At 73.9% G+C, this 15,005-nt stretch carries 13 protein-coding genes; 7 read left to right on the top strand and 6 right to left on the bottom strand.

The annotated features are described in order from the left end of the window. Complete coding sequence (locus tag ABZY33_RS10610; RefSeq protein WP_356491157.1) at nucleotides 1-1,371, top strand: DUF58 domain-containing protein; 1,371 nt, start codon at nucleotides 1-3, stop codon at nucleotides 1,369-1,371. After that, complete coding sequence (locus tag ABZY33_RS10605) at nucleotides 1,368-3,788, top strand: DUF3488 and transglutaminase-like domain-containing protein (protein WP_356491156.1); 2,421 nt, start codon at nucleotides 1,368-1,370, stop codon at nucleotides 3,786-3,788. Before ABZY33_RS10610 ends, ABZY33_RS10605 begins: the two co-directional genes overlap by 4 nt. A 155-nt stretch (nucleotides 3,789-3,943) precedes the next feature. On the opposite strand, the gene ABZY33_RS10600 is transcribed toward ABZY33_RS10605, so the two are convergent. The 3 genes from ABZY33_RS10600 to ABZY33_RS10590 form a co-directional block, all read right to left on the bottom strand. Continuing rightward, entirely contained in the window at nucleotides 3,944-4,348 is a 405-nt protein-coding gene (locus ABZY33_RS10600; RefSeq protein ID WP_356491155.1) for a DUF3040 domain-containing protein, read from the bottom strand. A 274-nt stretch (nucleotides 4,349-4,622) separates the two neighbouring features. Continuing rightward, nucleotides 4,623-5,444 (bottom strand): methyltransferase, encoded by an 822-nt coding sequence (locus tag ABZY33_RS10595; protein WP_356491154.1) that lies wholly within the window; start codon nucleotides 5,442-5,444, stop codon nucleotides 4,623-4,625. A gap of 98 nt (nucleotides 5,445-5,542) precedes the next feature. Continuing rightward, nucleotides 5,543-6,097, bottom strand: coding sequence for an SAV_6107 family HEPN domain-containing protein (locus tag ABZY33_RS10590; RefSeq protein WP_356491153.1), 555 nt, complete (start codon nucleotides 6,095-6,097; stop codon nucleotides 5,543-5,545). 155 nt (nucleotides 6,098-6,252) lie between these two features. Between ABZY33_RS10590 and ABZY33_RS10585 the strand changes: the two genes are divergently transcribed. From ABZY33_RS10585 to ABZY33_RS10565, 5 genes are all read left to right on the top strand, one after another. Next, entirely contained in the window at nucleotides 6,253-7,059 is an 807-nt protein-coding gene (locus tag ABZY33_RS10585; RefSeq protein ID WP_356491152.1) for an ATP-binding cassette domain-containing protein, read from the top strand. After that, complete coding sequence (locus ABZY33_RS10580; RefSeq protein WP_356491151.1) at nucleotides 7,031-9,115, top strand: YhgE/Pip domain-containing protein; 2,085 nt, start codon at nucleotides 7,031-7,033, stop codon at nucleotides 9,113-9,115. The genes ABZY33_RS10585 and ABZY33_RS10580 overlap by 29 nt, the downstream gene beginning before the upstream one ends. 35 nt (nucleotides 9,116-9,150) lie before the next feature. Further along, the gene (locus tag ABZY33_RS10575; protein WP_356491150.1) at nucleotides 9,151-9,777 is read left to right on the top strand and encodes a TetR/AcrR family transcriptional regulator; all 627 of its coding nucleotides are present in this window, start codon (nucleotides 9,151-9,153) and stop codon (nucleotides 9,775-9,777) included. A gap of 350 nt (nucleotides 9,778-10,127) precedes the next feature. Continuing rightward, a complete protein-coding gene (locus tag ABZY33_RS10570; RefSeq protein ID WP_356491149.1) occupies nucleotides 10,128-10,739 on the top strand; it encodes a DUF4126 domain-containing protein in 612 nt (203 codons plus the stop codon). 43 nt (nucleotides 10,740-10,782) lie between these two features. Beyond that, complete coding sequence (locus ABZY33_RS10565; protein WP_356491148.1) at nucleotides 10,783-12,279, top strand: NAD(P)/FAD-dependent oxidoreductase; 1,497 nt, start codon at nucleotides 10,783-10,785, stop codon at nucleotides 12,277-12,279. A gap of 40 nt (nucleotides 12,280-12,319) precedes the next feature. Here ABZY33_RS10565 and ABZY33_RS10560 read toward each other — a convergent pair whose 3' ends face one another. The 3 genes from ABZY33_RS10560 to thiE form a co-directional block, all read right to left on the bottom strand. Further along, nucleotides 12,320-13,219 carry a hypothetical protein gene (locus ABZY33_RS10560; RefSeq protein ID WP_356491147.1) on the bottom strand — a complete coding sequence of 300 codons (900 nt, stop codon included), beginning with the start codon at nucleotides 13,217-13,219 and terminating at the stop codon, nucleotides 12,320-12,322. Nucleotides 13,220-13,264: 45 nt separating this feature from the next. Continuing rightward, complete coding sequence (gene metF / locus ABZY33_RS10555; RefSeq protein ID WP_356491146.1) at nucleotides 13,265-14,185, bottom strand: methylenetetrahydrofolate reductase [NAD(P)H]; 921 nt, start codon at nucleotides 14,183-14,185, stop codon at nucleotides 13,265-13,267. Nucleotides 14,186-14,252: 67 nt separating this feature from the next. Further along, the gene (gene thiE / locus ABZY33_RS10550; protein WP_356491145.1) at nucleotides 14,253-14,900 is read right to left on the bottom strand and encodes a thiamine phosphate synthase; all 648 of its coding nucleotides are present in this window, start codon (nucleotides 14,898-14,900) and stop codon (nucleotides 14,253-14,255) included. Nucleotides 14,901-15,005: the final 105 nt, after the last annotated feature.

Genomic DNA, 15,005 nt, shown 5'->3' with positions numbered 1-15,005 from the left:
ATGGCGGCCCCCGGGGGCGGTGTCGCGGACGGCGGCGACGCGACGGGCGACGCGGGCGGCCAGGGGGGCGGAAGCGGCCTGCGCACGGCGCTCGCCGGGCTGACCACCCGCGGCCGTTCGTTCCTCGCCGCCGGCGTCGCCGCGACCGTCTGCGCGTACGTCCTGGGCCAGAGCGATCTGCTCCGGGTCGGCCTGCTCCTCGCGGTCCTGCCCCTGGTCTGCGCGGGCGTCCTGTACCGCACCCGCTACCGGGTCGCGGGCAGCCGCCGCCTCTCCCCCGCGCGCGTGCCCGCCGCTTCCGAGGCCCGGGTCCACCTGCGGATGGACAACGTCTCGCGGCTCCCCACCGGCCTGCTGATGCTCCAGGACCGGGTGCCGTACGTGCTCGGACCGCGGCCCCGCTTCGTCCTGGACCGCGTCGAGGCGGGCGGCCGCCGCGAGGTGTCCTACCGGGTCCGCTCGGACCTGCGCGGCCGCTACCCGCTGGGACCGCTGCAACTGCGGCTCACCGACCCCTTCGGCATGTGCGAACTGACCCGGTCCTTCGCCACGTACGACACCCTGACGGTGATCCCGCGGGTGGAGCCGCTGCCGCCGGTGCGCCTGGCCGGTGAGGCCCAGGGGTACGGCGACGGGCGCCAGCGCTCGCTCGCGCTGGCCGGTGAGGACGACGTGATCCCGCGCGGGTACCGCTACGGCGACGATCTGCGCCGCGTCCACTGGCGCTCGACGGCGCGCTACGGCGAGCTGATGGTGCGCCGCGAGGAGCAGCCGCAGCGGGCCCGCTGCACGGTGCTGCTCGACACGCGCGGTGCGGCCTTCCAGGGCGCGGGCCCCGACTCGGCGTTCGAGTGGGCGGTGTCCGGCGCCGCCTCCGTCCTGGTGCACATGCTGGAACGGGGCTTCTCCGTGCGGCTGCTGACGGACAGTGGCACCGCGGTGCCGGGCGAGGGCGCGGACGGTTTCGCGGGCGCGAGCCAGGAGGCGGCGGACGCGGCCGGTCTGATGATGGACACGCTCGCGGTCGTCGACCACGCGGACACGGACACGCTCTCGGCCGCCTATGACGTGCTGCGCGGGGGCACCGAAGGACTTCTGGTCGCCTTCTTCGGCGACCTGGACGAGGAGCAGGCCGCGGTGGCCGCGAGGATGCGCCGGCGCAGCCGGGGCGCCGTCGCCTTTCTCCTGGACAGCGCCGCCTGGACGCGCGGGGCGGTCGCGCCGGAGTGCGCCGAGCGGCTGCGCCTGCTCCAGGAGGCCGGCTGGACCGCGGTGGCCGTGCCGTCCGGCGCCTCGGTCGTGGACATGTGGCGCCAGGCCGACCGGGAGCGGACCGCGAGCCCGGCGCCGAGCACGGGGGGTCGGTCATGAGCGGCGGTGCCCGGCTGACGGTCTGCGCCACCCTGGCCACCTTCCTGGCCGCGTGCGCCCTGCTCCCCCTGGTCGACAGATCGACATGGATCATGCAGGCCGCGATCCTGCTGGTGCTCCAGGCCGCGGTGGGCGCGGCGGCCCGCCGGGTCCCGCTGCCGCGGCCGCTGACGGTCGCGGCCCAGGCGCTGGTCTCCCTGCTGCTGCTCACCCTCGTCTTCGCGCACGAGCAGGCGCTCGGCGCGATCGTGCCGGGCCCGCGGGCCTTCGGGCACTTCGGGGCGCTGCTGGAGGCCGGCGCGGACGACATCGGCCGGTACATGATCCCGGCGCCGCTCTCGGACGGCATCCGGCTGATGCTGGTCGGCGGCACGCTGGTGATCGGTCTGCTGGTGGACGCGCTCGCGGTCACCTTCCGCAGCGCGGCCCCGGCCGGGCTGCCGCTGCTCGCGCTGTACTCGGTCGCCGCTGGGCTCTCCGACAGCTGGATCGACTGGCTGTGGTTCCTCTTCGCGGCCGGCGGCTATCTGCTGCTGTTGCTCGCCGAGAGCCGGGACCGGCTGGCGCAGTGGGGCCGGGTGTTCGGCGGCGCCGGGCGCGTGCCCGGCGCACGGCCCGGGCCGGACGGCGGGTCGGGCGCGCTCGCCCCCGTCCGCACCGGGCGCCGCATCGGCGTGCTGGTCCTCGGCGTCGCGGCGCTCGTACCGTCCTTCCTGCCGGCCATGGACGGCGGCCTCATCGGGGCGTCCGGCGCCGGTGTGGGCCACGGTCCGGGGGGCGGCGGCACCATCTCCGCGGTCAACCCGCTGGTCTCGCTGCAGAACAGCCTGAACCAGCCGGAGGACCGCACGGTCATGACGTACCGGACGGACGCCGAGCAGACCTCCGACATGTATCTGCGGATCGTCGCGCTCGACGAGTTCGACGGCACGACCTGGCGCCCCTCGGTCCGCAGCATCACGGATGTGCCCTCGCCGCTGCCCGGTCCGCCCGGGCTCGACGGGGGCATCGGCAGGACCGAGGTCAGGACGCGTATCTCCGCGGCCGACTGGTACGCGCAGGACTGGCTGCCGATGCCCTACCCCGCGACGCGGGTCTCCATCGACGGGCGGTGGCGGTTCGAGCAGGTCGGCCGGACCCTGGTGGGCGACCACGGGCAGACGACGCGTGGGAAGTCGTACACCGTCGAGAGCCTGATCGTGCGGCCGACGGCGGAGCAGCTGGGTGACGCCGGGGCGCCGCCGAAGGACGTGGCGCGCGAGTTCACCAAGGTGCCGGGCTCGCTGCCGGACGTGGTGCGCACGACCGCGCTGCGGGTCACGGCGGGCGCGGCGAACAACTACGAGCGCGCGGTCAGACTGCAGGACTACTTCGCCGTCAACGGCGGCTTCACGTACAACACCGAGGTGCAGGCCGGCAGCGGCTCGGCCGCCATCGCCCGGTTCCTGAAGCAGAAGGAGGGCTTCTGCGTCCACTTCTCCTTCTCGATGGCGGCGATGGCCCGGACGCTGGGCATCCCGGCCCGCGTCGCGGTCGGCTTCACGCCCGGCTCGCCCGCGGGCACGGGTACGTACACGGTGGGGCTGCGTGACGCGCACGCCTGGCCGGAGCTGTACTTCGAGGGCGTGGGCTGGACCCGCTTCGAGCCGACGCCGAACCGCGGCACGGTCCCGGAGTACACGCAGGACACCGCGCCGGCGGGCGGCCCGAGCGATCCGGCGGCGCCGAGCACCTCCGCCTCCGCGGCGCCCTCGGTCGCGCAGCCCTCGTCGTCCCAGAGCTGTTCGGCGGCCCAGCGCCGGGACGGCAGCTGTGGCGACGCGGCCCCGGCGCTCACCGGCTCCGACCCGGACGACGGGCTGCCGCTCGGGGACATCCTGCTGGTGGCGCTGGTCGCGGTGGTGGTCGTCACGGTGCCGCTGCTGCCGATGGTGTGGCGGCGCCGGGTCAGGGCGGGACGGCTCGGCCCGGCCGGGCGGACGGACGCCGGCATCGGCTCCCGGGCGCTGGCGGCCTGGCGCGAGGTGACCGACACCGCCTGGGACCACGGCATCCCCCCGGACGAGGCGCAGACCCCGCGCAAGGCGGCGGCGCGCATCGTGCGGCTGGGCGGGCTCGACGCGCCGGCGGCCGCGGCCGTCGGCCGGGTGGCGTCGGCGGTGGAGCAGGTGCTGTACGCGCCCCGGCCGGCGCCCGTCGCGGGCCTGGGTGAGGACGTGCGGCACGTGTACACCGCGCTGCACGCCCAGGTGAGCGGCCCGGCGCGGCTGCGTGCGACGCTCGCGCCGCGCTCGGCCGTCCGGGTGGCGTGGGCGCTCGCGCGGCGTCGGGAGGCGTTCGCGGTACGGCTGCGGGAGCGGTGGTCGGCGGCGCTCGACCGGCCCTCCCGTTCGGGCCCGTCGGGGCAGGAGAGTTGAGCGCCCGCTTCCGAGTGCGCCGAGGGCCCCGGCCACCTCAGGGTGGCCGGGGCCCTCGGCGTCGCTCAGCTCCGTGCGGGTCCGTTACGCACAAAGGGTGACCGCCGGGGCGGTCACCCTTCACACCTGTACGTGGTCCGGTGGCGACGGGTCGCTCAGCGGCCACCCTGCTCGTCGCGGCGGCGCTGCCAGCGCTGCTCGATCCGGTCCATCACCGAGCGCTTCGGTTTGCTCTGCCGTCGGGCCGCGGGGGCGCCTGGCACCGCTCCCGCCGGCTGTTCGCCCGGTTTGGGCGCCTTGCGCCATCCGGTGACCGCGAGCACCGCACATCCGAGCATGACGAGGAACCCCACCACGCTGATCCAGATCTGCTGCGCGACCATTCCTGCCATGAGGAGCGCGATACCCACCAGGAAGCCCGCGACTGCCTGGTAGACCCGACGTCGGGTGTACGTACGCAGCCCGCTTCCCTCAAGCGCTGTCGCGAACTTGGGATCTTCGGCGTACAGCGCTCGCTCCATCTGCTCGAGCATTCGCTGCTCGTGCTCCGAGAGCGGCACGGAGTCCTCCTCATCGTGCAGTCGCCGGGGCGACCGGGGGTCCCCTTCAGGATAGGCAGGGAATCGCCCCCCGTGAAACCCGCCCCTCTACGCCAACTTCACCATTCCGGACCGCGCCACGCCGCTCCGGCTCACTGAGCGTCATTCCCCAGTGGCCGTTCCGTCATGCCGGACCGTCTACCCCGATCATACGGCGACAGGCGCCCGATCGGGGGGCCTGTGGCGTACTCCATCCGCCACTGCGCCGCTGATCAGCGGCGGCGGACCGCCGGGGTCAGGCCGGGTCCGTCTCCTGCTTCACACCCAGCACATGCAACTGCGTCGCCACGGCGTGGAAGGCGGGCAGCTCCGCGGCGGCCGCCTCCAGCTGCAGAAGCTCCTGGAAGGCGCCGGGCTCGGTGTCCACGAGGACGCCGGGCACGAGGTCGGCGAAGACCCGCACGCCGTGCACCGCGCCCACCTCCACCCCCGCCGCCGCGACCAGTCCGCAGAGCTGCTCGGCGGTGAACCGCCGCGGCACCGGGTCGCCCTCGCCCCAGCGGCCCGCCGGATCACCGAGCGCCTGGCGGGCCTCCTTGAAGTGGCCGGCGAGGGCGCGCGCGAGGACGGCTCCGCCCAGTCCGGCGGCGAGCAGGCTGAGCACACCACCGGGGCGCAGCGCGCCCACCGCGTTGCGCACGCCCTCCGCGGGCTCCTCGACGTACTCCAGGACCCCGTGGCACAGGACGGCGTCGTACGTCTCCCGCTTCACAACGTCGAAGAGGCCCGAGACGTCGCCCTGGACGCCGCGGACCCGGTCGGCCACGCCGGCCTCGGCGGCCCGGCGCTCCAGGGCGAACAGCGCGTTCGGGCTGGGGTCGACGACGGTGACGCGGTGTCCGAGCCGGGCGGCGGGCACCGCGAAGTTGCCGCTGCCGCCTCCCGTGTCGAGGACGTCGAGCGTCTCGCTCCCGACCGCCTTGGCGCGACGGTCGAGGGCGTCCGTCAGGACCTCCTGGACCACGGCGGTGCGCAGGGAGGCTCGGGAGCGCGAGGGGTCGGGGGACGACGGCGTCGCTCGTGAGTGGGAGACGGGGGGACGCATCGGGTCCGACACGGCAGCTGGCTCCTCGGCGTGAACAGGTTCGGGCGTCCCCACCCTAATGGGCGCCGACGGGCGGCCCCGCCATCCGTGTACGTCACCACAACCGCTGGTCACCCCGCGTCGGGCACCTCCCGCCGGGACGACCGGGCGTCGTCCTCCCGGCGCGGCTGCGGCAGCGCGGGCTGCAGCACGAGCATCCGCTCGACCAGGCGGAGGAACATCGCCACGTCGCGCAGCAGGTCGTCGGCGTCGCGGGCGCTGGCCGCGCCGCGGATGCCGGCCTCGGCGCGCGCCCGGCGGGCGGCCCCGGCCTCGAACAGGGCGCTCCACTCCGCCAGTTCAGGCGCTATCTCGGGAAGCACCTCCCAGGCGCTGCGGATCTTGGCGCGGCGCTTGGCGGTCTCCTCGGGCCTGCCGCGGGCGGCGAGCACGGCCGCGGCGGTGCGCAGGGCGGCGAGGTGGGCGGTCGCGTACCGCTCGTTCGGCGGCTCCAGCATGGTCGCTTCGTCGAGTCCGGCACGGGCCTGGGCGAGCAGGTCGAGCGCGGCGGGCGGGGCTCCCGCCCGCCGCAGTACGGGGTGGACGTCGGTCGCCGGTCCGGTCAGTGAGGGGGCAGGGCCGGTGGTGGCGCGGCGGCGCGCGGCTGCTGCGGAGTACCTGACCATGACGAACCTCCTGTCGTCTGTGTGACGGCGCAGTGGCCGTATGTGCCCATCGTGCGGTACGCCACTGACAATCCGCTCTGACCTGCCCCTTTGCCCCGATCGGCGGATCAGGCTACTTTTTTGCACTGACTGGTCAGTACAGAAGTGGGGGGACCATGGCCGTGGACGGTCCGGAAGGCGGAGCCGCCGTCGGCGCCGCGGGGCTCGGGGTGCGGGGGCCGCGCGGCTGGGCGTTCCGCGGGGTCGGCGTGGACGCGGCGCCCGGCACGCTCGTCGCCCTCGTGGGGCCCTCCGGCAGCGGCCGCACATGTCTCCTGCTCGCGTTGACGGGACGTATGCGCCCGGCCGAGGGGACCGCCACCGTCGGCGGGCTGCGGTTGCCGAAGCAGATGGCGGCGGTACGCCGGATCAGCGCGCTGGCGCACGTGCCGGGCGTGACCGATCTCGATCCGGCCCTCACCGTGGCGGAGCACCTGCGGGAACGGGCGCTGCTGCAACGGCGGTTCGACGGCGGGCTGCGCGGGCTGCTGCGCCCGCGCTCCGAGCGCGCGGCGACGGCGAGGGCCCGGATCGGTGCCGCCCTGGCCGCTGCCGGTCTGGACCCCGCCGCCCTGCCCAAGGGCTCCCGCACGGCCGTCCGCGACCTGGAGCGGGCCGAGGCGCTGCGGCTCTCCCTGGCGCTCGCGCTCATCGGACGGCCGCGGCTGCTCGGCGTCGACGACACCGATCTGAAGCTCTCGGAGGCGGAGCGGACCGAGGTCTGGGCGCAGTTGCGGTCGCTGGCGGCGGCGGGTACCACCGTCCTCGCCGTGTGCAGCGAGGCACCGGCCGGCGCGGACGTCGTCGTGACGACCATGGGGCAGCACGCCGCTCCGCCCGCCGGCACCGGCACCGCCGCCACCTCCCCGACCGACACCGACAAGGAGACGGCCGATGCGCTCGCCGAAGCTCGCCGCGCTTGAACTCAGGCGCTTCGGCAGGGGAAAGCTGCCGCGCGCCGCGCTCGTCGCCCTGCTGTTGCTGCCGCTGCTCTACGGCGCGCTGTACCTGTGGTCCTTCTGGGACCCCTACGGGCGGCTCGACCGGATTCCGGTGGCGCTCGTCAACGACGACAAGGGGGCGTCCGCGGCCGGGAAGAAGATCACCGCGGGCGACGACATCACCAAGGGGTTGTACGACAGCGACACCTTCCAGTGGCACGAGGTCAGCGCGGCGCAGGCGGAGCGCGGCGTGGAGGACGGCACGTACTACCTGTCGCTGACGATGCCCGCGGACTTCAGCAAGCGCGTCGCGTCCAGCTCCGGGGACGCTCCCGAGACCGGCGCCCTGCGGGTGCGCACGAACGACGCGAACAACTACATCGTCGGACAGATCTCCCGGACGGTCTTCTCCGAGGTGCGGGCCGCCGCGTCCACGCACGCGTCGCGGTCCTTCCTGGACAAGATCTTCATCTCCTTCTCGGACATCCATGACGCGACCCAGAAGGCGGCGAAGGGCGCCGACGACCTCAAGGGCGGGATCGGCAAGGCCGAGCAGGGCTCGAAGGATCTCGCCGACGGCCTGAAGGACGCCAAGAAGGGCAGCGGCGACCTGGCGAGCGGCCTGAAGAAGCTCGACAAGGGCGCCGGTGATCTGGAGACCGGCTCCCGGCAGGTCTCCGCCGGCACCCGGACCCTGGCGGACAAGGTCAACGGGGCCGCCGGCCAGGTGCTGCCCTTCCTGAAGGGCAACAAGAAGCAGATCGGCGACACCGCCCGGCTCGTCGCCGACTCCGCGCAGGGCGTCCGGGACAACCTCGACGACCTGGTGAGACTCGCGCCCGCCGCCCGCACGGGCGCCCACGCCGGCGCCGACCTCCTCGACGGGGTCTACGAACGGCGCTGCGAGAAGGCGGTGATCGACGACCCGGCCTGCCCGGACCTGAAGAAGGCCAGGACCGCCGCCAAGGACGTCGCGACCGTCTCGGACGACCTGCACACGCTCATCCAGAACGAGCACGGCGACCTGGACCTCATGGACAGCCACCTGGCGACGCTCCAGAAGCAGGCCTCCGCGCTCGCCCGACGCGCCCCCACCCTCGACCAGGATGTCGAGAACGCCGTCGCGCAGATCAACCGGCTCAACAAGGGTGCGGGCCAGGTCGCCACCGGCGCCGAGAAGCTGCATACGGGACTGGGAACGGCGAAGACCGGCTCCACCAAGCTCGACGCCGGTGTGCGCAAGCTGAAGACCGGGGCCGATGACCTCCAGGGCGGCATGTTCAAGCTGGCCGACGGCTCGGGCAAGCTGGCCGGCGGGTTGCACGACGGCGTCCAGAAGATCCCCGACTACGACAAGAAGGACCGCGATCAGCGCACCGAAGTGATGGCGGACCCGGTGCAGCTCGCCTCGCGCTCACTGCACCAGGCGCCCAACTACGGGACGGGCTTCGCCCCGTACTTCATTCCGCTCTCCTTGTGGGTGGGCGCGATGGTCGCCTACATGCTGATCCAGCCGCTGAACCGGCGCGCCCTGGCTGTGGGCGCCTCGTCCTGGCGTGTGGCCCTTGCGGGCTGGCTGCCGGTCGCCGCGCTCGGCCTCCTCCAGGTGGCCGCCCTGATGTCCGTCCTGCACTGGGCCCTGGGCCTTCATCTGCTGCACGCCGCCGGGACCGTCGGCTTCCTGTGCCTCGTCACGGCGTGTTTCGCCGCCCTCGTGCAGTGGCTGAACGCACAGTTCGGCGCGGCGGGCCGCATCCTGGTGCTCGCCCTCCTGATGCTCCAGCTCACCTCGGCGGGCGGCACCTACCCCGTCCAGACGAGCCCGGGCTTCTTCAACGCGATCCACCCGTACCTGCCCATGAGCTACGTCGTCGAGGCCCTGCGGCGGCTGATCACCGGCGGCGGACTCGGCCCCGTGTGGCAGGCGTGCGTGGTCCTCACCGCCTTCACCGCCGGCGCGCTCGCGCTCACCGCCCTGACGGCGCGGCGCAAGCAGGTGTGGACGCTGGACCGGCTGCACCCGGAGCTGAGCCTGTGAGCGCCCCCGCGGGGCGGCCTGTGAGAATCGGGGGCATGGAAAGCAGCACACGGCGTCAGGCCACCCGGCAGAAGCTCTACGAGGCCGCTGTCACGCTCATCGCCGAGCAGGGATTCTCCGCCACGACGGTCGACGAGATCGCCGAGCGCGCCGGCGTCGCCAAGGGCACCGTCTACTACAACTTCGCCAGCAAGTCGGTGCTCTTCGAGGAGTTGCTGCGCCACGGTGTCGGGCTGCTCACCGCCTCCTTGCGCGAGGCGGCACAGAAGGCGGACGAGTCCGGCGGCAGCAAGGTCGACGCCCTGGACGCGATGATCCGCGCGGGCCTCGTCTTCATCGACGAGTACCCGGCTTTCACGCAGCTCTACGTAGCCGAGCTGTGGCGCACCAACCGTGCCTGGCAGTCGACGCTCGCCGTGGTCCGCCAGGAGGCGGTGGCCGTCGTCGAGGGCGTGCTGCGCGGCGCCGTGGAGAACGGCGAGCTGAGCGACGAGATCGACGTCCCGCTGACGGCGGCCGCCCTGGTGGGCATGGTGCTGGTGGCCGCGCTCGACTGGCAGGCGTTCCAGCCGGAGCGCTCGCTGGACGACGTGCACGCCGCGCTGTCGCTGCTGCTCCAGGGCCGGGTCGGCGGCGGCCAGCCGCTGACCGGCCGGCCCTGACCGGGGAACAGAGCGCCGGTCCGGCAAGGCCTGTGGTCGATCTCAGGCCTCACCGGACCGGCGCATCCCCCGTTGCCCCCGTCGGACCCCCGTATCGGGTCTCCCCCGGGTCCCCCGTGCCTCGCTCCCACCCTCGCGGGCGAGAGGAGCGGCCAAGGGCGCCGCGCCCGTTCCGCCGCCCCGTGCCGGCGGTACCGGATCCGCGCCCCTCTCCGTGGGGAACACTCTCCCGTCCTCGCAGGTCGCGGCCCATCCGTGCGGCTACTCATCTGCGTGTCTGAGTACGGATACTCAGGCCCGCGCGCTCGGCCTCGGGCGCAGACGGCGCGCCACTGGTTACGATCGGGCCCGTGTCCGTACTCCCCCTGGTCTTCACCAGTGGCTGGGCGAGCGGCATCAACGCGTACGCGGTGGTCCTGCTGCTCGGCATCTTCGGCGCGACCGGACTGACCGACGAGGTCCCCGCGTCGCTGCAACGCCCGGACGTCCTGATCGCGGCCGGGGTGCTCTTCCTGTGCGAGGCGGTCGCCGACAAGATCCCCTACGTGGACTCGGCCTGGGACGCCGTGCACACCGTGATCCGGCCCGTGTCGGGCGCCGTCGTCGGGGCGCTGCTCGCCGGGCAGAGCGGGTCGCTCTCCGACCTGGCGGCGGGCGCGGTCGGCGGCTCCACGGCGCTGGCCAGTCACGCGGTGAAGGCCGGCACCCGGATGGCGGTCAACACCTCGCCCGAGCCCGCGTCGAACTTCGTCCTGAGCACCGCGGAGGACCTCGGGGTCGCCGGCCTCGTGACGTTCGCGATGTTCCACCCCGAGGCGGCCGCGATCATCGCGGCGGTGCTGCTGGTCCTCGGGCTGCTGATGCTCTTCCTCCTGGTGCGGCGCATCCGGCGGTTCCTGCGCAGGCGGGCCCAGCGGCGCGAGGAGAAACGGCTGGCCCGGCAGGTGCCGCCGCTGCCGTGACCTGCGGGCCGCGCTGTCGGTGGCGGCCGATAAAGTCCCTGCCATGGCACGAATTGCGGTGATCGGCGCGGGGCTCGGCGCCATGGCGGCCGCCGCCCGGCTGGCCGTCGCGGGCCACCGGCCGGTGGTCTTCGAGCGCGCGGCGACGTACGGCGGCGCCGTCGGCCACATCGAGCGCGACGGCTTCGCCTTCGACACCGGTCCCGGCCTGCTGCTCCTGCCCGCGGTCTACCGCGACCTGTTCGTCAAGACGGGCAAGGAGCCCCTGGAGGACCTCGTCGGCCTGACCCAGGTCGAGCCCGCGGTGCGGCACGTCTTCGCGGACGGCACCCGCGCGGACCTGCCGAACGCGCGGCGTGCCGGGGTCGCCGAGGCTCTGGACGCGGCCGTCGGCGCGGGGGCGGGCGAGCGCTGGTCGGCGTTCATGGACCGGGCGCGGGAGGCCTGGGACCGCTCCCGGCGCCCGCTGCTCGAAGAGCCGCTGTGGCCGAACTGGCAGGTGCTCGCCGACCGGGAGCCGTACCCGGCCCCGGTCCGGCGGCGGCTGCTGCGCAAGGACCGCACGGCGCGCACCCTGGCCGAGATCGGCGCCTTCGAGCTGGGCGGCGAGCCACGCCTGGTGGCGCTGCTGGAGCAGTACGCGCTGGCGTACGGGCTCGATCCGCGGACGGCGCCGGCGAGCGCGGCCGTGCTGCCCTACATGGAGCAGACGTTCGGGACGTGGGCGGTGGCCGGCGGGCTGCGGGCGCTCGCGGACGCGGTGTACGCGCGCTGTCTGCGACGCAAGGTGGAGTTCCGCTTCGGTACGGCCGTCACGCGGATCGTGGTGAAGGACGGCCGGGCGGCCGGTGTGGAGCTCGCCGGGGAGGCGGCCGAGGAGGCCGACTTCGTGGTGGCGGGCGTCGCGCCGGGCGTGCTCGCCGGGCTGTTGCCGGGGCAGGCTGTCCGGGGGGAGGTGCCGGCCTGGTCCGAGCGCGCCGTGCCCAGCCGGCTGACGGTCCATCTGGCGCTGCGCGGGGCCCGGCCCGAGGACACACCGCACCGGACGGTGGTGCATGGCACGGACCGGGACGCCGAGCTGGCCTGGGTCTTCGACGGCGGCCCGCCGCCACGGCGGCCGACGGTCGCGGTGCTGCGGGCCGGCGAGGCCGCGCACGTCCCGGACGCCGGCCACGAGGCGGTCACCGTCACCGTGACCGTGCCGCCCCACGCGCGCGTGGGCGCGGCGGACGTGGACGCGGTCCTCGCGCAGGCCGCGCAGGCCCTGCCCGGCCTGCGCGAGCGGCTGCTGTGGCACGAGCTGCGCACGCCCCAGGACATCGCCGAGGCGACCGGGGCGCAGGGCGGGGCCGTGCCCGCGCCCGCGCTGGCCGCCGCCGGCGGGCGGCTGCTGCACCCGGCCAACCGGACGGAGCTGCCCGGCCTCTTCGCGGTGGGCGGCTGGGCACATCCGGGCGGCGGGCTGCCGCACGCGGGGATGAGCGGGGCGCTGGTGGCGGGCCTGATCGTCGAGGGCCCGGAGTTCCGCGGCTCGCAGTGAGCCGCGGGCGGGTCTCCGGGCGAGCGCGGGCGAAGGAGGCCTAGTACCGGTACTGCTGCTGTTCGTTGTAGCCGGTGTCGTACCCGGTGTTCGGGTCGTGCTGCGGGTAGGCCGGATAGGGCTGCTCGGGGGGCAGTTCGCCGCCGTACTCCTGCTGCCGGCCCTCGCTGTTGCGCTGCTGCGGCACCCAGACGCCGCCGGGCGGGGTGTCCGTGCCGTAGCCCGCGTCCGTCGCGTACGGGTCGCTGTACTGCTGCTCGCCGGTGGCGGCGTAAGGGTCGCCGTACTGGGGCTGCGCCGGATAACTCTGGTTGCCGATGTACGGATCGGAGTACGGCGCCGCGTACTGCTGCTGCGTCGCGTCGTACCCGTAGCCCTGCTGGTCGTAGCCGTAGGACGCCGTGTCATAGCCGTAGCCCTGGGCCTGGGCCTGGGCCTGAGTACCCTGCGCCGACTGCGCGTACGCCGCGTCGCTGTAGACGCCGTACTGGCCGGTGTCGTCGGGCATCGGCTCCGTGGTGGCGTACACCGCGGTGGACTCGGCCGCGCTCTGCGGCGCCTCCGTCGGCTGCGCGTACTCCTGCTGCGGGCCCTGCTCGTACTCCAGGTCCGAGACCTCCAGCGTCGGGTCCTTGCGGGCCGGCGCCTTCCTGCGGCGCTTACTGCCGCTCTCCGGCGCGCCAGGAGCGTTCTTGAGGGCCCAGCCCGCCGCGAAGCCGCTGCGGAAGGAGAGCGTGACGTACGTCTGGCCGATCGCGAAGGCGATGGCGCCGATCCCGATGACGTACACCGAGGGCATCAGGACGCCCAGGACCACCCCGAGGAAGCCCACGAAGGCGAGCAGGCGCCAGCGCAGCCGCGCCTTGTACTGCAGCAGCACCTCACCGAGGAGCCAGAGCGCCACCAGTCCGAACGCGATGTAGAGGACCGCCCAGCCCATGTACGCCCCTCTCGTACGGCCGTATCCCCGTGCGGGTACGGCCCACTAGGCCCGCTGTTCGTGCAGGCCCAGATTCTCGTAGATCTCCAGCGTCGCAGTGGAGTTGTTGAGCGTAATGAAGTGCAGACCCGGTACACCCTCGTCAAGCAGCTTCGCGCAGAACTCCGTGGCGAACTCGATGCCAATGGAGCGTACAGCGGCCGGATCGTCTTTCGCTGTGAGGATCCGCTCTTTCAGCGCCGGGGGGAAATCCGCGTTGCTGAGCATCGGCAGCCGCTCCAGCATGCGCACGCTCGTCACCGGCATGCATTCGGGGATGATCGGCGTCTCGCAGCCCGCCGCGGCGACCCGGTCGCGCAGCCGCAGGTACTCCTCCGGGTAGAAGAACATCTGCGTGATCGCGTAGTCGGCGCCCGCCCGGCACTTGTCGACGAAGTGCCGCACGTCGGTGTCCCAGTCCGCGGAGCGCGGATGCATCGCGGGGAACGCGGCGACGCCGACGCAGAAGTCGCCCGACTCCTTGATCAGCTCGACGAGTTCGGCCGCGTACGTCAGCCCCTGCGGATGCGAGATCCAGTCGGCCATCGGGTCGCCCGGCGGGTCTCCGCGCACGGCCAGCATGTTCCGGATGCCGGCGTCGGCGTACTGGCCGATGATGTTCCGCAGTTCCGCGACCGAGTGCTCGACGGCGGTGATGTGGGCGACCGGCGTCAGCGTCGTGTCGGCGACGATCTGCTCGGTCTCCTTGACCGTGCCCGCGCGCGTGGAGCCGCCGGCGCCGTACGTCACGGAGACGAAGTCCGGCGAGACGGCCTCGACCCTGCGCAGGGCGTTCCACAGGTTGCGCTCGCCCTTCGGGGTTTTCGGCGCGGAGAACTCGAACGAATACGTCGTCTTTCCGGCGGCGAGCATGTCGCGCACGGTGCGCGCTCGATCAGTCCTGGTGGAAGCGGTGCCAAAGGCCATACCGGCAGGTTACTGAGGGAATGCGGTTGCCCCTAATCCCTGTCCACGGTGCGGACGGCCCCCGGATTCAGGCCGTGCGCAGCCGCTTGGCGAACTCGGCGGCCGCGGCGGCCGGGTCGGCGGCCTCCGTGAGGGCGCGGACGACGACGACGCGGCGGGCGCCGGCCGCCAGGACCTCGTCCAGGTTCTCCAGGTCGATGCCGCCGATGGCGAACCAGGGGCGGTCGGTGCCGAGGGACGCGGTGTGCCGCACCAGGTCGAGGCCGGGGGCGTGGCGGCCGGGCTTGGTCGGGGTCGGCCAGCAGGGGCCGGTGCAGAAGTAGTCCACGCCGTCCTGGACGGCGGCCGCGGCGGCCTCGGCGGCGGAGTGCGTGGAGCGGCCGATGAGGACGTCGTCGCCGAGGAGGGCGCGGGCCGCGGGGACGGGCAGGTCGCCCTGGCCGAGGTGGAGGACGTCCGCGCCGCTCGCGTGCGCGACGTCCGCCCGGTCGTTGACCGCGACGAGCTTGCCGTGGCGGCGGGCCGCGGCGGCGAGGACCGCGAGGTGCTCCAGCTCCTCGCCGGCCTCCATGCCCTTGTCGCGCAGCTGCACGATGTCCACGCCGCCGGAGAGCACGGCGTCGAGGAACTCCGGCAGGTCTCCCTGGCGCTTGCGGGCGTCGGTGCAGAGATAGAGCCGGGCGTCGGCGAGCCGGGCGCGCTGCGGGTCGGCCATTGGGACATCCCCCGTGGTGTCGAAGGGCGCCCTGCACCACGAGGTCATCGCGGTCGACAGCCAGTTCGGCATCTCCGGTTCCGGCAAGTACCAGCTCAACATCTC

The organism is Streptomyces sp. NPDC006552 (genome assembly GCF_040611655.1).
Classification (GTDB): Bacteria; Actinomycetota; Actinomycetes; order Streptomycetales; family Streptomycetaceae; genus Streptomyces.
Note: the sequence above shows the minus strand (reverse complement) of the source record. Positions and strands in the feature narration are given on the sequence as shown.